This is a genomic window from Leptothoe sp. ISB3NOV94-8A (assembly GCF_043421595.1).
Lineage (GTDB): Bacteria > Cyanobacteriota > Cyanobacteriia > Phormidesmidales > Phormidesmidaceae > Leptothoe > Leptothoe turfae.
The window spans coordinates 2930038-2952854 of the sequence record NZ_JAXSQW010000001.1 but is presented as its reverse complement, the minus strand read 5'-3'; the positions used below and the strand labels follow the sequence as shown (position 1 = coordinate 2952854).

At 46.8% G+C, this 22817-nt stretch carries 15 protein-coding genes; 7 read left to right on the top strand and 8 right to left on the bottom strand.

Annotation, left to right across the window (positions count from 1 at the left end; translation table 11 throughout):
* Nucleotides 1-352 precede the first annotated feature (352 nt).
* The 3 genes from SPB21_RS12660 to SPB21_RS12650 form a co-directional block, all read right to left on the bottom strand.
* Nucleotides 353-1069 carry a hypothetical protein gene (locus SPB21_RS12660; protein WP_499866759.1) on the bottom strand — a complete coding sequence of 239 codons (717 nt, stop codon included), beginning with the start codon at nucleotides 1067-1069 and terminating at the stop codon, nucleotides 353-355.
* A 135-nt stretch (nucleotides 1070-1204) separates the two neighbouring features.
* Entirely contained in the window at nucleotides 1205-1411 is a 207-nt protein-coding gene (locus SPB21_RS12655) for a DUF6444 domain-containing protein (RefSeq protein ID WP_163668706.1), read from the bottom strand.
* 95 nt (nucleotides 1412-1506) lie between these two features.
* Nucleotides 1507-2715 (bottom strand): pentapeptide repeat-containing protein, encoded by a 1209-nt coding sequence (locus SPB21_RS12650; RefSeq protein ID WP_163697633.1) that lies wholly within the window; start codon nucleotides 2713-2715, stop codon nucleotides 1507-1509.
* A 177-nt stretch (nucleotides 2716-2892) separates the two neighbouring features.
* Between SPB21_RS12650 and SPB21_RS12645 the strand changes: the two genes are divergently transcribed.
* The 4 genes from SPB21_RS12645 to SPB21_RS12630 all read left to right on the top strand — a co-directional run bounded on the left by SPB21_RS12645 (nucleotide 2893) and on the right by SPB21_RS12630 (nucleotide 8252).
* The gene (locus SPB21_RS12645) at nucleotides 2893-4566 is read left to right on the top strand and encodes a tetratricopeptide repeat protein (RefSeq protein ID WP_499866758.1); all 1674 of its coding nucleotides are present in this window, start codon (nucleotides 2893-2895) and stop codon (nucleotides 4564-4566) included.
* Nucleotides 4567-4866: 300 nt separating this feature from the next.
* Entirely contained in the window at nucleotides 4867-7134 is a 2268-nt protein-coding gene (locus SPB21_RS12640; protein WP_499866757.1) for an eCIS core domain-containing protein, read from the top strand.
* Nucleotides 7135-7240: 106 nt separating this feature from the next.
* Nucleotides 7241-7732 carry a hypothetical protein gene (locus SPB21_RS12635; protein ID WP_499866755.1) on the top strand — a complete coding sequence of 164 codons (492 nt, stop codon included), beginning with the start codon at nucleotides 7241-7243 and terminating at the stop codon, nucleotides 7730-7732.
* Nucleotides 7733-7751: 19 nt separating this feature from the next.
* A complete protein-coding gene (locus SPB21_RS12630) occupies nucleotides 7752-8252 on the top strand; it encodes a hypothetical protein (RefSeq protein ID WP_499866754.1) in 501 nt (166 codons plus the stop codon).
* A gap of 151 nt (nucleotides 8253-8403) precedes the next feature.
* Here SPB21_RS12630 and SPB21_RS12625 read toward each other — a convergent pair whose 3' ends face one another.
* Nucleotides 8404-10188, bottom strand: coding sequence for an eCIS core domain-containing protein (locus SPB21_RS12625; protein WP_499866753.1), 1785 nt, complete (start codon nucleotides 10186-10188; stop codon nucleotides 8404-8406).
* A 301-nt stretch (nucleotides 10189-10489) separates the two neighbouring features.
* Between SPB21_RS12625 and SPB21_RS12620 the strand changes: the two genes are divergently transcribed.
* Nucleotides 10490-12763: a substrate-binding domain-containing protein gene (locus tag SPB21_RS12620; RefSeq protein WP_499866752.1), complete on the top strand. Its 2274-nt coding sequence runs from the start codon at nucleotides 10490-10492 to the stop codon at nucleotides 12761-12763.
* Between the two features lie 91 nt (nucleotides 12764-12854).
* Here the strand turns inward: SPB21_RS12620 and SPB21_RS12615 are convergent, their stop codons facing one another.
* Both SPB21_RS12615 and SPB21_RS12610 read right to left on the bottom strand, forming a co-directional pair.
* Nucleotides 12855-14642 (bottom strand): hydantoinase B/oxoprolinase family protein, encoded by a 1788-nt coding sequence (locus SPB21_RS12615; protein ID WP_499866751.1) that lies wholly within the window; start codon nucleotides 14640-14642, stop codon nucleotides 12855-12857.
* A 77-nt stretch (nucleotides 14643-14719) separates the two neighbouring features.
* A complete protein-coding gene (locus tag SPB21_RS12610; RefSeq protein ID WP_499866750.1) occupies nucleotides 14720-16840 on the bottom strand; it encodes a hydantoinase/oxoprolinase family protein in 2121 nt (706 codons plus the stop codon).
* A gap of 179 nt (nucleotides 16841-17019) precedes the next feature.
* On the opposite strand from SPB21_RS12610, the gene SPB21_RS12605 reads away from it, so the two are divergent.
* Together SPB21_RS12605 and SPB21_RS12600 are read left to right on the top strand one after the other, a co-directional pair.
* Entirely contained in the window at nucleotides 17020-18279 is a 1260-nt protein-coding gene (locus SPB21_RS12605) for a Zn-dependent hydrolase (protein WP_250565115.1), read from the top strand.
* Between the two features lie 190 nt (nucleotides 18280-18469).
* Nucleotides 18470-20638, top strand: coding sequence for a response regulator (locus tag SPB21_RS12600; RefSeq protein ID WP_499866749.1), 2169 nt, complete (start codon nucleotides 18470-18472; stop codon nucleotides 20636-20638).
* A 52-nt stretch (nucleotides 20639-20690) separates the two neighbouring features.
* Here SPB21_RS12600 and SPB21_RS12595 read toward each other — a convergent pair whose 3' ends face one another.
* Nucleotides 20691-21476, bottom strand: a complete 786-nt coding sequence (locus SPB21_RS12595) for a PEP-CTERM sorting domain-containing protein (protein WP_163668685.1) — start codon at nucleotides 21474-21476, stop codon at nucleotides 20691-20693.
* A 317-nt stretch (nucleotides 21477-21793) separates the two neighbouring features.
* Nucleotides 21794-22762, bottom strand: a complete 969-nt coding sequence (locus tag SPB21_RS12590; protein ID WP_499866747.1) for a lysylphosphatidylglycerol synthase transmembrane domain-containing protein — start codon at nucleotides 22760-22762, stop codon at nucleotides 21794-21796.
* Nucleotides 22763-22817: the final 55 nt, after the last annotated feature.

Genomic DNA, 22817 nt, shown 5'->3' with positions numbered 1-22817 from the left:
GCCAGTTTGGTGTTGGTTTTGAAGAGTGCGATCGCATCCCAAATCTGAATTCAGCTGTAACCCTACTTAAAAAAGGACACCCTGGTAGAGATTTCCTTACCAGGGTGTCCTTCGATATCGGACGCAGCTAGCCAGATTCTCTTATCAAACAGCAGGATAAGCTCGATGAATTACAACTTAAATAGTTGAGAATCAAACGGAGCTGAAGCTTATAAAAGTTTTTCTGGACAATGCCTACTGGGGCTAAAAGAGAATATTGGATATGGGATGGAGCGGGTTTAAAGTGGTGCGATATCATCGCACCCTACCTGACTAACACACCGGGGTTTTCTACATTCTGCATAACCCTTTACTATACTTGGTCGTCTAAATTTATTGCTGATAACCACGATTTCTCATGCTCAGATATAACCGCTATCAAACATATATTTTGATAAGGAAAAAGATAATCACATGAACCTATGATATCTTTCAATATCTTCCACTTTTTCTGATTGTATTTACAGCGAAGCTCAGATATACAAAAATCATATAAACAACAAGCACTATTCCAAATCCAGCTTGAAAACACATTAAATGAATACTCGATGACTAATTCACTAGAATTATCAGATTTTGTTGGATTTTGATCCCATAGCTTTGCACTCAATTTTTCCCAGTCTGCGTCTAAAAAAATCTGAGATAGATTTTCCCAGATAGATTCATCCATAGGGCTTGACCATGCTTCTCTAAAATCACAAGATAACTCCTTATATAACTTTTTCCACCAAAGTTTTTCCTCTATCTGACCTGAAATTTCCAGCTCTAATTCTTTAATAAGATACTGCTCGAATAATAATTCGATGCCACTGCCCATCAGTTCTAACGGTTTATCTAAAAGAAATCTTAAAGCGGATTCTATAGATGAAAAATGGTATATTTCTGGTCTTGTAAGGTTTATTGAAGTATAGAGATCATTAATTGTTTGATTCAAATCATCTAAATTATCTTTTTTTAATAGAGAGTTAGACCATTTTCTTGAGTAATCATTCAACATTAGTTCCTGCTGTTTTGAAAGACTATTAACCATGGGAAAGTGTACTATCTCGTTTCAAAGGTGGATACAACTTGTCTTGGTAAATGATAAAAAGCTACGCTTTACATCATTTTTCACTCCTCTGATCCAGTTCTTCTAAAAGAGATAACTCTACCATCTGGTGCAATATCAATCTTTCTTCTTCCGGTTTTTTCGATTGGCTTTGATGTCTTGTGATGGCGGTTTACTTGAATTCTGGCTGGTCTTTTTGGGACGCTTTTCTAACTCGTCTAAACGCTGACGTAACCGTTGCATTTCTTCCCATAGCATTCGTATCAGAGTATCTTTCGCCTCTGGACTTAACTGGCTTAGGTCAGGAAGGTCTTGCATACCCATACATTACGCATAAGCATCCAGGAAGACAATCCCCCGGAGGGGGAGTTGAGCAATTACCTGCCCACCACGATGATTGGCAGTCCTTGGTAAGCTGGCTAATTACAACTACGTTCGCTACCGTCTGGCATAATGGCACCGCAGAGATTGGTGCGAATATCAAACTTAATCCCTTCTAATGTAGCTTGCTGAAAATTCGCCTCAGCAAGATTCGCCCCAGAAAAATCCGTAAAGCTTAGATCGGCTCCTTGGAAATTAACCCCCCGCAGGTTGCTATTAATAAAATTCACCTGCCGCAGATTACTACCACTGAGATCAGTACCCCGCAAATCCAGATTGCTCAGATCTGAACCTGCTAAATCAGCATTAATCAGTCGAATGCCAGCAGGAATCACATCTCTCAGTTGGGATGCCGCAAATTGTGTATCAGTAAAGTCGGCTCCTTGAAGATTGGCTCTGGTGAGATCAATGCCGTCTAATGTGGCTTCGCGAAAGTCAGCAACGAGAAGATTAGCCCTACTCAGTTGCGCATTGGTTAGATCGGCTTGGGTCAACAACGCTCCAGTTAAATCGGCTCTGGTGAGATCAGCTTCAATGAGCGTGGCACTATCCAGGTAGGTCAATGCCAGATCAGCTCGGTTTAAATGAGCTCTAGAGAGATTCACTAGACGAGCATCTGCAGCCCGCAAACTACCATTTTGAAGCTGGCTCTCTGATAGATCTGCTGCTTGTAAATTGGCAATAAAAAAGCTAGTCTCGTCTAGCTGAGCCTGGTTGAAGAGACTGCCACTTAAAAATGTGCCTTCAAAGGTGGTGCCGGTGAGAATGGCCCCGGTCAAATCAGCACCCCGTAAATCAGCACCATCTAAGTTGGCCCCCTGCAAATCTATGCCACGCAGGTCATGCTCACCTAAACCATGGGTGACCAAATCCCAAACCAATCGCCAGCGGTCATCCATGATTGTACGTTCATCCACATGGGCATTGGCTAACTGTGCGCCTTCTAACCGAGCACCGAACAGGTTTACATTGCTGAGGTTGGCGTTACGCAGATCTGTGTCACGGAGATTAGCCTGAAAGAGAAAGGCTCCCTTTAAATCAACACCATTAAGATCAGCTCCTGCGAGGTTAGCTCGTCGCAAATTGGCTTGCTGTAGAAACATGCCTCGCAAATCGGCACCGCGCAGATCGCAGCGAGGGCACTGGCGGGTTTCTTGAAGCTGTGTGAGATCTTTTTTGCTAAAGGTGTAACCGGGTAGGCCCATCAGCGATAGAAGCATCGCTAAACCAATAAATAAGGGTTTCATAACAAGAAATCTCTATCTAACCTAAGGTGCCCGGTCATAATCCCGGATTCTCAACTTTGTCCTGCTTAAATCGCTGAATTCTAAATCTTGGCCAACTTTTCGTACATGGGCTTCCCTTGAGAATCCGGGGATTTAGCAGGGCACTCTAGCTGCACAGACAAAGATTGATATATTGTCATGCTGCTTCCATGGTTCAATCGCCTGATCCCCGGTCTTGTCGTCAGCACATTGCTCGTGACCATCACACCTGTGTTGGCTCAACCGGCATCCTTTGATGCCTTAGAAGATATTACGTATTGGACCGATCTGTGCCGTCTGCAAGCTACAGCAGAAGAGTATGAAAAAGCATTGGCAGCTTGTGAACAGGCGATTGCCCTAGAACCAGAGAACCCTGACATTTGGGCGCAGCATAGCGGTATTTTGATAAATCTAAAAGCATTTGCGGATGCGATCGCATCCGCAAATCGTGCCCTCACCTTTGATCCCGAAAATTCCCTGGCCATTGCCTACCAATGTGTGGCCTACACAGCCCTAGGAGAAAATGAAACTGCCCTGGATAAATGTAACAACGCCTTAAGAGTTAACGGCAATTGGGGGAGCGAAACCCCCACACTAGCTTGGTTCTATCGCGGTGAGATTTTATCCCAGGCTAAACAGTATGAGTTAGCGCTGGTGGCCTATGAACGTACCCTGTTGCAAGATCCCGAAAACTCCCTGGTTTTAACTCGCCAGTGCGAAGCCTATGTGGCCCTCGAACGTCCTCAAAGTGCTTTAGATGTCTGTGGGTCAGCCCTGTCTATCGATAAAAATTGGGGAGATATCGGGCCTGCCCTGGCCTGGACCTATCAAGGGCAGGCCCATAGCCAGCTGAATCAATACAACCAGGCTATTTTTGCCTACGACCAGGCCATTGGCCTTGACCCCAAAAACGCCCTGACCTGGGCGGCCCAGGGACAGGTACTAGAGACACTGCGCCGCGATCAAGAAGCGCTGGTTTCTTACAATCAGGCGGTTGCCCTCAAGGCAGATTACACCCTGGCACTGTTGGGGCAGTGTACCTTACTCAATCGGCTGGGCAGCTATGAACCCGCTTTGGCTGCCTGTGATGCTGCCATTGAGGGTGATGGGGATTGGGGGCACCAAACCCTGGCTAAAGGGTGGAATCAACGTAGTATTGCCCTGACCGGTGCACAACACTATGAAGAAGCCCTGGCCTCAATCAATCGAGCAGTGGGAATTCAGCCGGACTATGTGGCCGCCCACAATCACCGCAGTACAATTCTTTGGTATTTGGGACGTTATGCAGAAGCCCTTGCGGCTAATCAACAGGCGATCAACCTGGACAAAACCTATGCTCCGGCTTGGTTTACCCGAGGGGTGATTTTTCGGGCAACAGAACAATATTCCCATGCACTGGCAGCCTACAATCAGGCCTTAGCATTAAATCCCTTTAGCGATTGGGGCTGGACGAATCGCAGTCTTGTTCTCTGGGAATTAGAACAATACACAGAAGCTCTGCACTCTGCGGAACGGGCAATTGCACTGAGTTCAGAATCGGTTCAGGCTTGGTACAACAAGGGTGTGACCCTGGCAGCCATGGGAGAATATAGGGGCGCGATCGCCACCTATGACCAGGTGCTTGCCCTCGATGCCACCCACGCCAATGCCCTGACGGGACGTGGCATTGCCTGGTTTAATCTTAATGATTATGTTGCCGCTACCGCTGACTTAAAGGCGGCTCTCGCCCTCAATCCCGACAATGTGCTTGCCCAGAATACCTTAAAGGCATTGACAGCAACCCAATCCACTGAAACTTTATCAACACCAATACCACCGCCACCACCATCTTAATAGTTTGTAGACTTTACCCTCACCCAGGAATAATAGCTATGTGATACAGGCTGTGAGTTCAAGCTATTTTCAGTGAACACTATCTTAGCGATACGACAGTTGCCATGGCCGATCTCCAGGCAACTCTAGCGCTTAATGCCGATCTCCAGGCAACTCTAGCGCTTAATCCTGAAAACACCCTGACCCAATATACCTTAACTGCATTGACACCCAGCACCGACTAACGGTCATCTCTTTTTTTGTTTCTTTTTGTTTCGTATTTGTCTTCATAGAAAAGTCTATTTTTTATTGGAAATCATTATGGGCCGCCAGCGTAATCGCCAATCTTATCAGCCTTCTAAACAGGAAAAAAAAGAGACGATAACAGGACTTCAACCTCGACCCTTTCGGTCGGCGATCGCCCAACGTACGACTGAGACAACAGACCATGAATCAGCGATGGTCGAACCGAAATCCTCGGCGCAAGCAGGCTTTAATTTTGGTCAACTGCAACTCTTTTCGGAGGGGGATGCATCAGTCGATAGGCAGGCGTTCCCAATTCAGACCAAACTGACCTTAGGGAGCCCCAACGACAAGTATGAACAAGAAGCGGATCAAGTGGCAGCAGATGTGGTGCAGCGCATTAATGCACTTCAGGAACAACAACCAGATCCGATTCAGCAAGCATCAGCTGTCTCATCGCTCCAGCAGATGAAGGAGCCAGAAGAAGAAGGGATCAGGAGGACGTCTTTAATACAGTGTCGCAGCGATCAGACAGACGCCGTATCAAATAATTTGGAAACAGCCATTCATTCGGCACGGGGTCGTGGTCAAAGCTTATCTCCAGATATCCAGACACGGATGGGGCAAGCCATGGGGGCCGATTTTAGCGGCGTGCGTGTGCACACAGATGCCCAGGCCGATAACCTTAACCGCTCCATTCAAGCAAAAGCCTTTACAACAGGACGTGATGTGTTCTTCCGACAGGGAGAATATCAACCTGGGAGTCGGGCTGGACAGGAGTTAATTGCCCACGAGCTAACCCACACTATTCAGCAGGGGCAGTCCCCCACTGTTCAAGCAAAACTGCATAATGGCTCAACGGTGGTGCAACGAGATGTCACCACTGGCTTTCAGGAAGATACTCCCGATGACATTGTCGGCGATGTAGATCTGTCCGGTTTCACCGATCAGTCTACGAAAACACATCTGGGTGGCAAACAAGAGCTATTAGACGATCCAGAAACAACAACAACGACAAAGGTGGGCGACGGCACCGTCACAACCACAGAAACAAGTAAAAAGGGCTTTTCTGGTGTTGCGGCAGCAGCTCAAAAGATTTCTGAATCCGATGATACCAGTGTTAAGGAAGCCTTTCAGGCTCTAGCCCGAGCTGGGGCATTTGGCGAAGCCGCTGCCAAAAAAGTCAAAGAAACCTCTTCCGGTACCAAGATGGAGGTAGAAGGTAAGTCCAGCGGTTTTGTGGGCGGTGAAAGTGAAGTGGTCAGCACTAAAGTTGTTGATGTCATCGATGGGTTGACCATTATGGCACGGGCCACTACCAAAGCTGGTTTAGGCTTTGACTTAGAAGGGTTAGCCCAAATCTCTAAAGAAGTCGGTGGCATGGAGCTATCGGCTCAATTAAAGAGCAAATTAAGCGGCTTTGCCGGAGTTATGGCTGAAGCCAAAGGCAAACTCAATATTACAGCTTTTGGTATTGCAGCATCAGGTTCGGCTAAAGTCATGGCCGGTGTCAAGAGCGAAGGAGAGGTCACCGTTAATATTAAAGCGGGTGAACTAGGGGGTGAAGCACAGGGCAAATTTGAGGCCCTTGCAGGGGTCGAAGCTGGAGTTGAAGGACAAATTTCTGTAAGTCTGCTGGGTATTTCAGCCTCTGGTAAAGCGGAAGCATTTGCTGGTTCAAAAGTAAAAACCAGTGGCTCTGCAGCCGTGAAATATCAAGGACGCATTCTATTCAAGATTTCGGGAGAGGTAGAAGCCTCGGCAGGTGTAGGAGCGTCTATTGAGGGCACCTTCTCGTTCGAAAATGGAAAATTGGTCATTGGTGGTAAGCTCGCAGGGGCACTGGGCCTTGGCGGTGGCGGTGGTGTAACCTTGACGGTGGACTTCAAGGAAATTGGCCTAGTCATCAAGGAAAAACTCAAGAATGCTCTGACTCGGAAGGCTTTGGATAACACCAGCATTTCGGACCAAGATCGGAAGTCTACAGATGACTTAACACCTGAGCAAGAGGAAAATATGAAGTCTGAGTTGTTCGAGGCGGCCCATCCTCACTTGCTAGCTTATGCGAAGAAGAAGGAAACCCGTAAATCAAAAGGTAAAGCCAAAAATCTTGTCAAACGGGAGAATATCCAAGAAATCCTCGACAAAAAAGTGCGTAAGAACAGCAAGGTATCCAAGTATTTAGAGTATAAGTTCTCCGATGGAATTCTGGAGCAGGCCTGTCGTGCCGCATTTGGTGATCAGTTAGTTGACCCTGACGGCATTATTATCCAGGCTGGTGTCATTCGATCGTTCCCGCTGACCGTGGGTAGCACACCCAAGGATGGCTTTAAGAAGCTGTTCTAAATCGTCACAATCCCTCTATAAAATTGCTAATAATGCTAATTATAGAAAGAGGTTGGATCAACGATTTTACCGGCAACACCAAGAACTCGTTTAGAACATTGGCAATATGGCAGACGTATTACATTTTTTTAGTCATCAAACCCATGTCTCACTAGAGCTTCCTGTGGGCTGGGAAGAATTCTCAGAAGATGAACATAATGTCGTTTATTACTATGAAATTTATGATGAAGACGAGGATGAAGACGATTTTTCTAAAAATCCTCGATTGATAATTCAGCTGTTTCCATCTCCAAGCACAGACATTGATAATCTCCGTCAAGCCTCTGAGTCAGTGGTAGCTGTGCAGCGTAAAAACTTTGAACTAATTTCTCATCAAGAAGAAATTATCGATCAATATCCCGGATTGACGGATGTCTTTAGATATTTCGACGAGGATTTTGGTGCTCTGGCTGTTCGATACCAATCTTTTATCCTGGTGGATAATGTTCTCTTTAGTTTTGCTGGTGCTTGTCTGGCTCAACATGAGGATGAATTACTACCCATGTTTCGCAATGCTTTAGAGTCCATTCGGTTTATCTTTATGACTCAGGCTGTATAGTTTTTTGAGGTATTAACAGATGGCGACCCTTCCTGATATGGTTAGTTATTTTAATCAAGAGACTATGGTCTCTATTTTAGTGCCAAAGTCTTGGTCTGGAGCGATTGTAGATAGCTCAAAATTCCGTATCTTTGGCTTGCCAGAACCAGGATTTGAGGAATACTTTGACGAATATAAAGTTTCCATGAGCTATGAATTACAAAAACCAGATAGTTCTAATGATAGTTGGTTTGAATCTCTCATAGCGCAGAATAATGCCCTTATGCAGCAAGACTATAATGAGTACAAGCTATTACAAGAACAAACCTATGAATTAGGTGGCCACAAGACCTATTGTAAGCATTACTCCTGGCGAGAAGAAAATACTGGGTTGCGTTTATTTCAGATGCAGGCATTTATTGTAGGAAGCCCCTATAAGTTTTATCTAATCAACGCAGCTGTTTTAGAATCGTTGGAGCGCAGGTATATCCCTATTTTTGAAAATATTCTAAACTCAACAAGAATTATTCCACGTAATTAATAGAGCGCGATCACGTTTGGATGCCCCCATCTAACTGGGCATTTAGCTAAGGATGAACCGGTCTAGGGCCATTGCTGTTATTGGACGGTATCTCACATCAAGTCATCTCGAAAATCAGCAATACTGAATACTTATTCTGCCTAACTAGTATTTATGTATTGTCTTCAGTCGTATCACTGTCTGATACTTCCTCAGTTGACCAATCGAGCCAGATAACTTCTCCAAACTTCCACTTAAAGTCGAATTTGTCGTTGCGTGTGCCTTCTTTTGTATGGCAGTAGTCGTTTGACACTAACTCCTGAATAGTTACTTCGAACGTATAGCCTAATCCCTGATCATAAATTTTCATTTTATCGCCAGCAAACCCAAGTACTGCCATGGCATGGGCTTCTGCGTTACTCCACTGATAGTCTCTGGTTGGATTATGATTGACCCGCCTGCGGATCGAGTGCATTTTTCTTTCTTTAGCTTCTTCAGTGGGTTGTTGATCGATCTGATCTTTATAAATAGGATCTTTCTTCCATGTGGGATTGAGTCTTTTCGGGCGCTCTGAATTGATGACCACCGTTGTGTTGTTGATATTTGTTTGTAAATCTTTGAGTTTGCTAGTAGCTTCTCTCGGATCTCTTACTAAATCTAGAGATTCTGTCGATTTCCCTGTTAGCATACCTAATGCACGTCTCGCAGAATCTGATCCCAAATTTGCATAGCTTCCCAACCCCTTCTCAACCGCTAATGCTTTTTCGATAATACCTATAAGCCTGGCAGAGGAAGCTTTTGATCCTTTGCCTGCATAGAGTAACTGTTCTTGAGCCGTCACAGGTAGTTGTGTATCGACTTCAATCTCTTTAGGTTCTTCGCCACTGGGTGCAAGATTAGCTCCACTCTGATCGTTCATCGGATAGAGCTTAACTTTAAAGGTTTGTTTGATGTCATCGTCGATGGTATCGCTTGTGCCTTCCTCAATAGAAGCCAATAATTTCTCTGGTTTTGTATATCCCAACGCTATGATTGACGAAATTACCCAACAATCACCTAATGCGCCCTGTTTGCCTAGTTTTCTTAATTGCTTCCCTTCTATTTGTTCAGTGGCTTTGTCTAGGTTGATCTGGTAGCGTTTCCAGTTGTTTTCTTCATGTCCAGGTCGAACACCGATTTGTCCTTCTGGATCACGCTGAATACCGGAAGCGTTTGCTTGTTTAATTTGAGCAGATTTATCTACCCTTGTGGTCAATGGTTGACTCTTTTGACCAAACTCTTTTTGAGGTTGTCTTTGTACAGTGTTGCTATTTTGTTGTACCACATGGGTTAGCTCGTGGGCGATAAGTTCCTGACCACCTTTAGAGCCCGGGTTATAGGCTCCTTGTTTAAAGAAAATATCTTGTCCAGTGGTGAAGGCTTTGGCCTGAATTGATTGGCTAAGATGATCCGCTTGTTGATCAGTATGGATTTTTACTTGGCTAAAATTAGCTCCCATGGCAGATTCAAGTTTACCTTGAAGTTTGGGCTCCAGGGAGCTGCCACCGCTGCGTGCCTGGTTTAGTTGGGCTTCAAAGTCACCGTTGGCGACCCCAGTAATAACACCCCCATCACGCTGTATGGTCAGAAAACTAAAGTTATGGGAAAGGCTACGCTGTACGGTATCGTCTTGATCATCTGCTGCTTGCCCACTATGAATTTTTTTTACAACTTCACTGGCTACGCGATCCGCTTCTTGTTCATAAGGATCGTTGGGTTCACCAATGGTGAGTTTGGGCTGTAACACACTTACATCGGAAAAATTAAAATTTGTCGATGCAGTCGATGTATTAGATATTGGATTACTTTGGGGAATATTTGCAGCTTTGGCTGGTGAGGAGGGTGTTAGCTGACTATGGGTCATCTGTGTTTGAGATGCCTGATCGTCTTTTTCCTGAGCGCGATCGCAATCACCCATTGCCAGCCTCCTAACAGAGTTGTTGAACTAACTGCAGCTATAGTGCCCAGCAAATCTTATTGATATCAGCGAGTACTTCTCCAAGGCATTGTCTTCATTCAGCCACTTCTTTATCTTATTCAGATTTAGCGGCTTCAGTATGCCCATGGAGAACCGTATTCAAATTCATCAATAAAATCAGTATCGAGATCGCGATATCCTATTGGGGTATGCTAACAAACAAATAAATTTGTTCTGTTGGCTGAGGATCATTGTGATTATAGGACAGATCTCTAAACGCTTTCTCCGAAGCTATTTACTAATGCTATCTTACCAGGATCGGATCGAGCGATACCAAGACCTTATCGATGTAAAGTGGCTAAAGTCTGTCTTGGAAGACATTAAACCCGATGTTTTTCCTGAACCTCCATCAGAACAGTTGATTAAGGAGACTATTCCTGATCGTATTCAAGCACCTACGCCCTATTATCACCAATATCGGTGTTTGCAGGGAAATCCCTTAAGCTGTCAGGAATCAACTGTCAAAGAAAACGCTAGATGTGAGCAGTGTTATTTCCCGGCCTTACTGCCTACTGGTGGCCAGATCATTGGTAAACAAGGTGAATATAAAATTGGTCACAGTATAGGACGACGCGGCATTGGCAGACTTTATCAGGGGGTACGTCTTAGTTCCGAAGAATCCGTTGTTATCCAAGAATATTTGCTACCTGAGCGATACTTTAGCCCAGATGAACAGCGGCAATGCCAGGAATCATTCACTACACTAGCAGGATTGGCCTTAGCGGATGGTCGAGTGCAGGATGTGAGAATCGTGCTGCCATTAGAAGCGATCGCAGATTTGTCAGGTGAGCGGTGTTATTTGGTGACATCGGCTGTAGATGGTCAGCCAACGTTGAACCAATACTGTGCGAACCATGGCGCTTTTGGCAGTAAAGCAGTGTTAGCCATGCTCAATCAGGTGCTACAAACTCTGATGTTCTTGCACCAGCAAAAATTTACACTGCCAGCTGGACAGATGCAAACAGGAATTGTCCATGGAAATCTTAGTTTAGACAGTCTGCTATGGGTGAGTGACTCAAAAGAACAAGATTCTCAAGGGTTTGTATATCTGACTGATTTTGCCCTGTGGGAGAGATTTTTTGATCCAGCCCGTGTTGATCGAGAACAGCCCGACTTTCAAGACGATTTAGCCGCTCTGGGGCGAGTGGCATTTTTCCTCTTAAATGGTGCCACCTTAGATAACCAAGGACAGCTTTTAAAACCGCATCTGGATAGCAACTGGCCCGATGTTTATGCCCCACTTAAGCAATTTATCCTCAGGTTGATTGGTATTGAACCATCGTTTGCCAGTGCAGAAGCGGCTCGAACGGCATTGTTAGCGATACCACCTGAAGAGGAGGCAAGTCACTGGGAATCTCGGAATGCAGAACTAATACCCATTAAACCAGCCTGGTATAAACGCTTCATTCCTATTTTGGTCATAGCGGCGATTCTAGCGACGCTAGGCATTTTCGGCTGGTTATTGTTAAGGTCTCAGCGCCCCAGCTATGCAAATATCCCCTTAAATCTTTGCTGTTTGAAGGACATTGATGCTGTGCCTGTAGGAGAGTATCGCTACGGGATACCGGCTGCTGCCTATTGGTATCCGTTATTTCGTGTGGCGGCAGAACCGTCTCTGGAGGTATCTCCTACACTGTTTGAGCAATTACAGGCAACATTTCCACAGATGTCCTTAATTCCCCATGTGACCGGAACGTCAAAAGATGCGATCGCATCCGTTCAATCTGGCCACACCGACTTTGCTATTGTTCCATTAACAGCCCCGTTGCCTGCTGATATTACTAGTACTATCATCGCCTACGACAGTTTAGTGCCAGTGGTTGCTTTTAATTATCCTAAGCGTACTAAGGGATTGCCCGATGCCCTAAAGGGTGAGATTAGTTTGTCTCAGCTGAAGCAGCTTTACACGGGTGCCGTCGATAACTGGCAACGGATCAGCTCCCTTGATTTAGATGTTCAACGCTATTGGGTCAGTGACCCTACGGCCCAGGAAATTTTCACCCAGCGGCTTTTCCAGCCAGGTGAAATGTTGACTACTACTGATGCGGAGTCCTCTACTCCAACAGCCTCTAAGTCAACGTTTATTACGACAGATGGGGTAGAGGCCCTGCCAACACTCATGATGCTGCGCTGGATTTTGCAAGATTTTGAGAATACAACGATTGGTAGTATTGGTATTGCCCCCCTTAGTCAGGTTTTTGGTCAGTGTTCGGTATACCCTTTGGCATTAGCAGAGAAGCGTCAGACGGTTAGCCCCTTTGTGTTTAACAATGGTAAGGCGGTGGGGCCAGGGGGGGATTTGTGCGATCGCAAAGGCAGCTATCAGCCTAATGCTGAGGCTCTCCGCAGTGGGATATATCCCTTAGCCTATCCCCTAGCTGTTATCTACCCGTTTGACAACAGCCGTTCTCCCATCGGTAAGAAGGTGGCTGAGCTGCTATTGACTCAAGAAAGTCAGACGTATTTGCGATCGCGAGGCATGGTATCCGCCTATGCCCTATCAGATGCCCAGTAAGCATTATGCGATGGTTGATTTAGGGGATGAATCGGTAGAACTATAGTTATTTGGCGGTGTCTTACAACTAACGTCATGTAGAATCATGTCTCTATTGTCGTAATGACTCTGTTGTTATTTTATCGATTTCGAATGTGGCTGGATCAATCACCACTTTATAGTCCCGCTGAGCTGATTCAACGGTAAGGAATCCGTCTAGCACATCTTCTAAAACTAAAGCTGGATCACGCTCTAAGGGGTTACCATAGCCACCACCACAGGGACTGATCGTGCGTAGGGTATCACCAGGTTTTGTTTTGCGACAGGGAAACTTAGACGGTAAAACCTGCACCTCGTCATCCTCTGGATTGAGAATTTGTACACCCCCTGGTGTACCATCCTCTCCACCAAAGATGCCCCAAGGAGCATACTTATTGCCTTCCCCTTCTAAAGACATTTGACCCGGTGTGAGAAACTGAATATCTCGAATCGACCCCAGTCCACCCCGCCATTTACCCGCACCACTGGCATCTTCAATCAGCTCATAACGGGTGACCCTCAGGGGTAAATGGGCTTCAATATCTTCGATGGGGTTATTACGGGTGTTGGCATAGAGGGTATCTACCCCATCCATGCCATCCTTGCCATAGCGACCACCGTAGCTACCTTCGGTGATATCCATGTACACCCAATAATCTTCATCCATGGCACCACTGTAGGACACCACTTTGATATTGCCGATGCCACCACTGACATTTTTAGGAGCCACCTGAGCTAAAGCTTTCATCAGGGTATCAGCGACAATATTGCCTGGACAACAGCGGGCAATCACTGGTGCTGGATAGATGGGGTTTGCTAAACATCCCTTAGGAGCAACAATATGAATAGGACGGGTTAGACCAGAATTCTGGGGCACGTATTCCATCAATGCGGTATCTAGTAAGACAGACCGCAGGGTAACAAAAATAGCAATGTCCACCGTACCCACAAAGGGCATGTTGATGGGGCGATCATCCACCTGCGGTGCGGTGCCGGTCAGATCGATGGTCATATCACTGCCGTCGATGGTAACTGCAACAGCAATTTTTAAGTCTTTTTTACTGGGATCTGGATCATCCAAAAAACCATCGATAAAGCCTTCCGCCACGTAGGTCCCATCAGGCAACTTCTCAACAGCCTGACGAATCATCCGTTCGGAATAGTTCATCAAGACCTCACTGGCGGCTAATACCGTATCTAGGCCATACTGATCCACCAATTCTAGAAACCGTTGTTCACCCACACGGCAGGCGGCAACCTGGGCTTCGATATCTCCCACCACTACCTGGGCACTGCGAATATTTTGTCGCAGCATTCGCCAAACCTGACGGTTTTTGACACCCTTTTCATAAATTTTTACAGCCTTGAACTGTAGACCTTCAGCAAAGGCATCCACAGCATCAACAATGCCGCAGCTGCCAGGAGACGAGGAGCCAATATCCAGATGGTGGGCGGTGGTAAAGGAATAGCCGATCAGCTCTTCTCCACGAAAAATGGGAATGCCAATACCAATGTCTGGCCCGTGGGATGCACCGTAATAGGCATGATTATGCAGAATCACATCACCGGGGTAAAACTCTTCATCGTCTTCTTCCATGGCCTTGAGTACCCCCCGCATGTAGCCAGGGATAGGGCCTAACTGTAGGGGCGTACTGTAGGCGCATTCGGCTAGTTGCTGACAGTCGGCATCAAGAATGGCGGCCCCAAAGTCTTCGGACTCGCGAATAATGCTGGAGTAGGACATGCGGGCCAGCTTATGGCCCATTTCCAGGGCAATTCCGTTGAGGGCTCCAGCGATCACCTGAGCAGTAACTGGGTCGATTGTTGGGAGCTGGCGGTGTTGGGGAGGGGAAACGGTCATGGCAGGGAAAGGGGAAGGGGGAAAAACGTTCTCTCGTAGAGACGTTCCATGGAACGTCTCTACGAGGGGGAAGGCGATTATACAGATCCTTGGGCGATGGCGATGGCCATGGTTTTATCCACCAAGGAATCATCGGTTACGTGAATAACCAAATTACCGTTGGGTTCTACGGTGGTGCGGCTATGGGGGGGTAACAGAATTGTGGAGTCCTTTTGGAAGATGATAGCAGGGCCTTCGAGTTGGGCACCCACGGGTAATCGGTCTCGATCAAAGAATTGGGTGGAGTATTTTTCCAGCTGGCCATTGACGCGGAAATAGGTGACGGCTGTTTTAAGCCAGGCGTCTTGTAAGTTTCCTCCAGTGGGGGCAGAGAAGTTGGAGAGTTTGGGCATGGGTCCGGTGCCGGTGACCCTGAGGGTGACTAGCTCCACCGGGTTTTCTGGAAAGGCATGGCCATATTCGGCGGTATGGAGATCGTGGAACTGTTGCCAGACAGACTGCAGAGCGGTTTCGTCCAGAATGCCGCCGGGGACCTGAGCCCGCAGTTCATAGCCCTGACCCACATAGCGACAGTCGGCAAACCGTTGTAGGGTCATGTCCGTTGCACTAAAGCCGTCGGCCCTTAATTGTTCTTTAACCTGGTCTTCTAGAGATTGTAGGTCAGCGTTTAGTTTAGCCAGATTGGGTTCAGTGCTGAGGGTAAATTCGTTTTGAATCAGGTCGTGCTTGAGATCGGTGGTGAGCAGTCCCATGGCGGAGGTAATGCCGGGATAGCGGGGCACAATCACTTCAGGAATGCCAAGGGATAGGGCCACTTCAGCGGCATGGAGGGGGCCTGCACCTCCCTGGGCCACCAGGGCAAATTTGCGGGGGTCTTGCCCTTTCTGGATAGTGCGGGAGCGGATGGCATTGGCCATGTTGTTATTGACAATGGTGAGAATTCCGGCAGCGGTTTCATAGAGGTCTAACCCCATGCGATCTGCTAACGCTTGTACCGCTGCAAAGGCTTTCTCGGGGTAGATGGTCATTTCACCACCGAGAAAATACTCTGGATCTAGCCGATTGAGAACCACATTGGCATCGGTCACGGTGACTTCGGTGCCGCCTTTGTCATAGCAGACAGGACCGGGCGCAGCTCCAGCACTGCGGGGACCCACCCGAAATGCACCACCGGCATCGACGTAGGCAATGCTGCCGCCACCGGCACCGATGGTATGCACATCAATCATAGGCACCATGACGGGGTATCCAGCAATCCAGGTATCTCGCGCTGTGGCCTCGGCAAAGCCACGCTCGGTGACAATGCCAATGTCGGTACTGGTGCCGCCCATATCAAAGGTGATCAGTCGATCGCGATGAGATTGTGCACCAGCCGCTGCACCGCCTAAAACACCAGCTGCTAACCCTGATAACAACAAAGTAACGGGTTGTTCTCCGGCAACATCTGCAGTGGCCACACCACCGTTGGAGCGCATAATGTGCAGTTCGCCCCGCACGGCTTGTTCTTTCAAACTTTGACTCAGGTTGTTGATGTAGCGTTTCACCTTAGGTCCAACAAAGGCGTTAATACAGGCGGTGGTAAACCGTTCAAATTCTCGGAACTGGGGAAAGATGCTGGCGCTGGTGGTGATAAAGGCTTCGGGATAAAGTTCTTGGGCGATGGCGGCCACTCGTTCTTCGTGGCGAGCATCGAAGTAGGAGTTGAGAAAACAGATGGCGATGGATTCGACGCCAGCGGCTTTGAGTTCAAGGATGGCGGTTTTGGCTTCGGCCTCGTCCAGGGGAATGAGGGTGTGACCCTTGGGGTCAAGACGTTCGGAGACGACTTTGCGATCGCGCCTCTTCACCAACGGTCTTGCCTGCCAAGGAATATCCTGCATGATGGAATAATGCTGGGGTCTCTGGTGGCGACCAATATGGACAATGTCCCGATACCCCTTCGTGGTGACCATCCCTGTGCGGGCACCATCATAGGTAAGTAGCGTATTGGTGGCAATGGTGGTGCCATGGAGCACATGCTCAATATCACCGTAGTCAGCCTGGGCCATCTGACACAGGGTTTCAATGCCCTGCATCATGGCCCTGGAAGGATCATCCACCGTTGTTGGCACCTTGTGAATCCAGGTCTGCCGCTGATCCACATCCGCCAGGATCAAATCTGTAAACGTGCCGCCAATGTCTACGCCAATGAGTTTCATACTCGGTCCCCATGGTAGAAGCCATTCGTGAGATTTTACGCATTTACCCTTAGGTAAAGTGTTCAGTATGCACCATTTAACGGTTTCATAATACAAGGGTGAACAATCAGTCACAACCTGTAATGCTTGCAGTAATTTTAATAACAATTCCCTAACTTCTTTCCAGGGAGGATAGACCCATGCGTTTGGGTCCTCCTATGGTTACTGTTGCGTTACAAACCAATCACGCTCGACTCCAGAAACGATTGAGCGATCTGGCTACCATTGGTCAACTCTCCTCTGGTGGTGTACGGCGTACAGCCTATAGCCTCGAAGACTTGGCCGCTCGCCAGCAAGTGATTGCCGCCATGAAAGCGATAGACATGGACATTACCATTGATGCTGCTGGCAACATTATTGGTCGCTACAGCGGTATTCAAGATCTGCCTGCCCTGGCTACAGGTTCCCACATTGATACAGTACCTGCCGGTGGTCGCTATGACGGAGCGTTGGGAGTGCTGGCTGGCATCGAAGTTGTTGCCACTCTCCACGAAGCCGGACAGCGGCTTCACCATCCCATTGAGGTGATTGTGTTCACCGATGAAGAAGGTGAGATGATTGGCAGTAAGGCCATGGCAGGAGCAGCCCATGACACCGATCCTGAATGCTATCGTCGGCTGGATGGCACTTCGATTCAAACCTGTTTACATCAGATTGGTGGCGACTGGCATAATCTGACCACCGCGCAAAGAACATCCCAAGATATCGCTGCTTATCTAGAATTGCACGTGGAACAGGGTGGTGTGCTAGAAGCGAGAGAACGTCAGATTGGTGTAGTCCAGGGCATTGTGGGTCTACAGCGTTACCTTGTGACCATTATGGGGCGTCCTAACCATGCGGGCACCACACCTATGGATATGCGCCAGGATGCCCTCTATGCAGCTTCGTTGTTAGTAGCAGCAGTACATGATGTCGCCGTTGATATTCCTGGGAATCAGGTAGCCACGGTGGGATATTTAAACGTCATTCCCAACGCCGCCAACATTGTACCGGGGCAAGTAGATCTCACCATTGACCTGCGAGATTTATCGCTGGAGACCCTTGGGACTATGGTGAATGTGTTGCAGCAACGGGTTCAAGAAATCGAAGCGATTACGTCTACCCAGATCCAGTTAGAACGACAACATGCGGTAGATCCCACCCTAGCCAGTCCCAAGATTCAAGAGACCATTACAACTGTTTGTAACTCTCTACAGCTGAACCATTATTCCATGCCCAGCCGAGCTATCCACGATGCCCAGGAGATCGGTCGATTTACCCAGATGGGTATGATTTTTGTACCCAGTCAGTCAGGGGTGAGCCATGCAGAAGATGAATATACCTCACCGGAACAATGTGGCCAGGGAGCAGATGTCTTGTTACATACGTTGTTGCAGCTTGATGAACAGGGTGTAACGTAAGCAGAAGCTTTACCATCCAGAGATATTTGACGATTCTGATATTAACTATACCCACATGGCCCGAGCAGTTATGGGTGCAAAAAATATGGGTGTGAAAGATTTTGTATAGGCACTGATGCTACATGATTCAAGTAATATCGCTTGCTTGATCTTATGGGCATGCTAAAGCTTGCACAGGATAAAGCAAGGAATGAATACTCATTTTTGGGAAATGGTATATTCCAGCCACTATATACCTCACGGACATTGTTATTTATGGCAGCCATCGTTAGTTGGGCTCCATGTTGTTAGCAATGGGATCATTGCCCTGGCCTATGCCTCGATTCCGTTAACACTCTTCTGTTTTGCTTATAAACATCGCTGGGAAAATATATATCCATCTAATCAAGTCTTTTTGTTATTTAGCGCGTTTATTAGTCTGTGTGGAATGGGTCATTTATTAGACATTGTGACCCTGTGGTATCCGATTTATTGGGTTACTGGCTTTGTGCGTGCGTGCACAGCTTTAGTTTCTGTATACACAGCTTTTGAGTTACTAACGCTACTGCCCAAATTTTTAACTCTCACCAGCCCACTAGAACTCGCAGAAGTCAATCAAAAGCTCCAATCTGAGATTCATCACCGTCGCAATGCTCAAGTAGCTTTTCAAAGCTTAGTTACCTGTACATCCTTAGCCACAGGAACAGAATATTTTTCCACTCTGGTGATTAGTCTGGCCATGATTCTCAATGTGGACAGTGTGATTGTGGCTGAAAGGTGTGAATCTGATGCTTTAGCATTGAACATTCTAGGTATGTGGCATTATGATCAACACCCCATTGATAGCCTGATCTCAGCTGCTCAAACACCCTGTGTTCAGGTGCTTGAAACAGCAAAGTTGCACTACTGTTCTGATCTTGAATTACCGCCAGATCATCCCATGGGTAAGCTAACGGCGACTACCTACCTGGGAGCCCCCCTATTGGATGGAGACGGTAACGCGATTGGTATTTTATTTATTCTCCATAACGGTTTGTTAGAGGAGCTGGAACTGGCCAAGTCCTTTCTGCGGGTATTTGCGGCTCGTTCTGCGGCTGAACTCAGGCGTCATCAGGCAGAACAGGCATTGCAAAGAGCCTATGACAATCTTGAAGAGCGTATCCAGCAACGTACGATTGAACTCAAAGAAGCCAAGGAAACGGCTGAAATTGCGAACCGTGCTAAGAGTCTTTTCTTAGCAAAAGTTAGCCATGAACTGCGGACTCCTTTGAATGCAATTTTGGGCTTTACTCAGCTGATCAGCCAAGATCAGACGCTTTCGAAGGACCACAGCGAATCATTAGAGATTATTGACACCAGTAGCGCTCATTTACTGGATTTAATTAATAATATTCTAGAATTCACCCAGCTAGAAATTGGTCATGCCCAACTGCACACTGATGATGTGGATATCATTAGTGTGCTTTACGGGCTTGGCAATATGGTACGACTTAAGGCCAAAAAGCGTGGCCTCCAACTCAGGGTAGATTGTGACCCTAACATCCCTCGCTACCTACATATTGATGCTGGCAAACTACGTCAAATCATTCTCAATTTGCTCGATAACGCCATCAAGTACACGGATACTGGCCAAGTAGTCTTAAAAGCCTATGCCATCCCTTCAGACGATGTTTTTAATTTAGGCCTAGAAATCTCCGATACCGGCACTGGCATTAGTCTCCAAGAACAACAGCGAATCTTTAGTCCCTTCTATCAAACAGATGCCTCATCCACGGTGCATGATGCTAGTGATCAGGGTGTGGGTTTGGGGTTAGCCATTTGTCAAGGATTGCTCAAACTCATGGATGGCAGTATCCAATGTCTTAGTTACCCTGGTCAAGGTACCACATTCCATATTCAGCTACCGGTAGAGGTGATTCAGGCACCACAAAAAGCACCCCCAATTACAAAAAAAATCTCAACACCGCCCCAACAACAGTACAACATTTTAGTTGTCGAAGACGCTCCCACCAATCGACGACTACTCAAACATATCCTTGGCAATGCTGGCTTTATCGTGCATGAAGCTGAAAACGGTCAGCAAGCCATTGAACAGTGGCAGTCCCAGCGTCCAGACTTGATCCTGATGGATATCCAAATGCCTGTCATGAATGGCTACGACGCTACAGCTTATATCAAACAGCGGGATCCTAACTTGCCCATCATTGCAATCACAGCTAGTGTTTTAGATAACCAACTGGATAAGATTCTTTCTGTCGGCTGTAATGCCTGTATTCGTAAGCCCGTTAACCGTGAACATCTGTTATGCACCATCAACAATTGTTTAAACACGAACCATGGTTTCACACAACAGTCAAACCCTTCTCAGGTATTAGCATAAGATACAATGCAACCAAGTATGGCTTCACACAGGCAAGAGTAGCAATCCCTCTCTAACCTGGCTGTTGTTGGTAACGCCGTAGTAAACCTAGCCCAACCATTGCTAATCCCACTAAAGCTGTAGGTTCAGGTACAGCTGTTGCAGTGGAAGAGAGGGAGGAATTCTCTTTATGTAGAACAAGCTTGGCCTCACGAATAATCGCGTCATCCATGTAAATAAATGGAATGGCATGCTTCTCATTGGCAATGGTGTAATCTGACATCTCTCCAGCCCAGGAGTTAGGATCGTACCAGGTATTCGTGTGGTCAGTATCGTCAAAGAAAGCTGTCATGACATCATCTACAGTAAAGCCATGATCTAACAGACTTACTGAGAAGCTACCGGCTTCACCCACCTTGGGAATGCTAGCAACAGAAGGCACCTTAATCAGAGCGGCATCGGTAGGCGCTACTTCTGAACCTAAACCAAATCGCATGCCGCCAATGCCAGGAATACCCACCCAATCAGTGGTAACTCGAACGTTCGTTACTTCAATATCTAAAAAGATAAGTTCAGCGGAGACAAGGTCACTGCCATCTGCCAAAAATGCATCTAATAATTCTTGATTTTTATTAAAGTCAAACGTCCAACTAACACTCTCGTCAATACCGTTACCTACGGTTGAGTTACGACCGCTACGGCGAATTTGAAAATCTCGGGACTTAAATCCCTCACCGCGCCCAGCGTTTTCTAACGTTTGACCATATCCACTCTTCACCTGGGCATCAGCTTGAGCTGCACTAGCGGTGGAAAATGCAACCCCAATGGCTAACCCAGTGGCTAATATTTGCTTCAACATGACGATTCTTCTCAAGCCAACAACTGATAGGAGAGGCACCTGTTTGTATTCTTAGAGTACTGATGTAACAATAGATACGAAATCGGCTAATGTGCTCACTTTTACAGAGATGGAGATCTTCTATGGATAAGACATCTAGGTATTTTTGTGGAAACCCTGTAGATTGCCTATATGAAACGCGTATAAATCTCCTTAAAGTTCGGTACTTTCATAGAATCAGACTGTCTGTTGTTATCTTTTTACTTGAGTAAAATGGTCAATTTTGCGGACTTTTGATAACGACAACAGGTTGGTTAATCTGTCCTTAAACCCTTGCTTTACTTGCCTAAATTTAGGCCTTTGCTAATTCGTTGCCAATCAGAAGCATTTAACAACAAAATGATCCCACCAGGGATACTGAGGAGCCATCCCAATACGGTCACGGTTAAAGACAGTAATAGAGCCTCTTCTGCTCCCAAACCTACCCGACTAAACAGATATACCCACAAACCTTCTTTGAGGCCTAAACCCCCTAGGGAAATGGGTAATAGGGTAATGACGACGACGATGGGGATAAATACGAGTAGGGCTAAAAATGAGATGCTAATGCCCAGTTGGTGAGCAATGATCGTGTGATAAACCACTATGCCTAACTGCAATATAAGGGATAGGCCAATGGATGATGCTAACGCTGGGCGGTCCTTGGAAAATTGCCACAATAGGTGTTGGATTTTAGCAAACCGGGCTGCGATCGCAGCCAACCTAAACCGTCTTAACCAAGGGACTGCCCACCGTAACAACTGGGAGCTCATAATCAGCAGTACCGCCCCTACCAAGGCTCCCACCGCCCCTAAAAATAGAGCAATAATGTCCCAGCGCCCCACCAGCTGAAACGCGGGGGGCAACCCCATCACAGCGATGGCGGACAGGGCCGCTAACCCCGTAAACCGTTCTAAAAATACCGACACCAGGGCCGCTTCAGAATCTTGAGTTGCCTGGTTCACCTGATACACCCGATAGACATCTCCCCCCAGGGAGCCGGGTAAAAAGATATTTAGCCACATGCCCACAAAATAGCTGGACATGAGCTGCCCCATCGGCACGTTATAGCCCTGGGAACGCAATACAATTTGCCAACGCCAGCAGCTAAGCCACTGGAGAACGGTATAAAACAACAAGGCAAACAACACAAACGGTAATGATAAGGTGTGGAGCTGTTGCCAGGCTTGAGTAAAATCAATGTGCGTAAAAACAAATATGAGAAGAATTACACTAACAGTAATTTTAAGAAGGATAAGTGGTTTCATAGGTAAGGAGCAAGCCATCAATAAATTCCAAAATTTGGAAGTTAATTGATCTGAT

What these genes read in the sequence shown, in the direction of transcription:
- SPB21_RS12595 (WP_163668685.1), bottom strand. Translation starts at nt 21,476, where the DNA reads ATGTTGAAGCAAATATTAGCCACTGGGTTAGCCATTGGGGTTGCATTT.
- SPB21_RS12660 (WP_499866759.1), bottom strand. Translation starts at nt 1,069, where the DNA reads ATGGTTAATAGTCTTTCAAAACAGCAGGAACTAATGTTGAATGATTAC.
- SPB21_RS12640 (WP_499866757.1), top strand. Translation starts at nt 4,867, where the DNA reads ATGGGCCGCCAGCGTAATCGCCAATCTTATCAGCCTTCTAAACAGGAA.
- SPB21_RS12630 (WP_499866754.1), top strand. Translation starts at nt 7,752, where the DNA reads ATGGCGACCCTTCCTGATATGGTTAGTTATTTTAATCAAGAGACTATG.
- SPB21_RS12610 (WP_499866750.1), bottom strand. Translation starts at nt 16,840, where the DNA reads ATGAAACTCATTGGCGTAGACATTGGCGGCACGTTTACAGATTTGATC.
- SPB21_RS12655 (WP_163668706.1), bottom strand. Translation starts at nt 1,411, where the DNA reads ATGGGTATGCAAGACCTTCCTGACCTAAGCCAGTTAAGTCCAGAGGCG.
- SPB21_RS12605 (WP_250565115.1), top strand. Translation starts at nt 17,020, where the DNA reads ATGCGTTTGGGTCCTCCTATGGTTACTGTTGCGTTACAAACCAATCAC.
- SPB21_RS12650 (WP_163697633.1), bottom strand. Translation starts at nt 2,715, where the DNA reads ATGAAACCCTTATTTATTGGTTTAGCGATGCTTCTATCGCTGATGGGC.
- SPB21_RS12625 (WP_499866753.1), bottom strand. Translation starts at nt 10,188, where the DNA reads ATGGGTGATTGCGATCGCGCTCAGGAAAAAGACGATCAGGCATCTCAA.
- SPB21_RS12620 (WP_499866752.1), top strand. Translation starts at nt 10,490, where the DNA reads ATGCTATCTTACCAGGATCGGATCGAGCGATACCAAGACCTTATCGAT.
- SPB21_RS12615 (WP_499866751.1), bottom strand. Translation starts at nt 14,642, where the DNA reads ATGACCGTTTCCCCTCCCCAACACCGCCAGCTCCCAACAATCGACCCA.
- SPB21_RS12635 (WP_499866755.1), top strand. Translation starts at nt 7,241, where the DNA reads ATGGCAGACGTATTACATTTTTTTAGTCATCAAACCCATGTCTCACTA.
- SPB21_RS12590 (WP_499866747.1), bottom strand. Translation starts at nt 22,762, where the DNA reads ATGAAACCACTTATCCTTCTTAAAATTACTGTTAGTGTAATTCTTCTC.
- SPB21_RS12645 (WP_499866758.1), top strand. Translation starts at nt 2,893, where the DNA reads ATGCTGCTTCCATGGTTCAATCGCCTGATCCCCGGTCTTGTCGTCAGC.
- SPB21_RS12600 (WP_499866749.1), top strand. Translation starts at nt 18,470, where the DNA reads ATGAATACTCATTTTTGGGAAATGGTATATTCCAGCCACTATATACCT.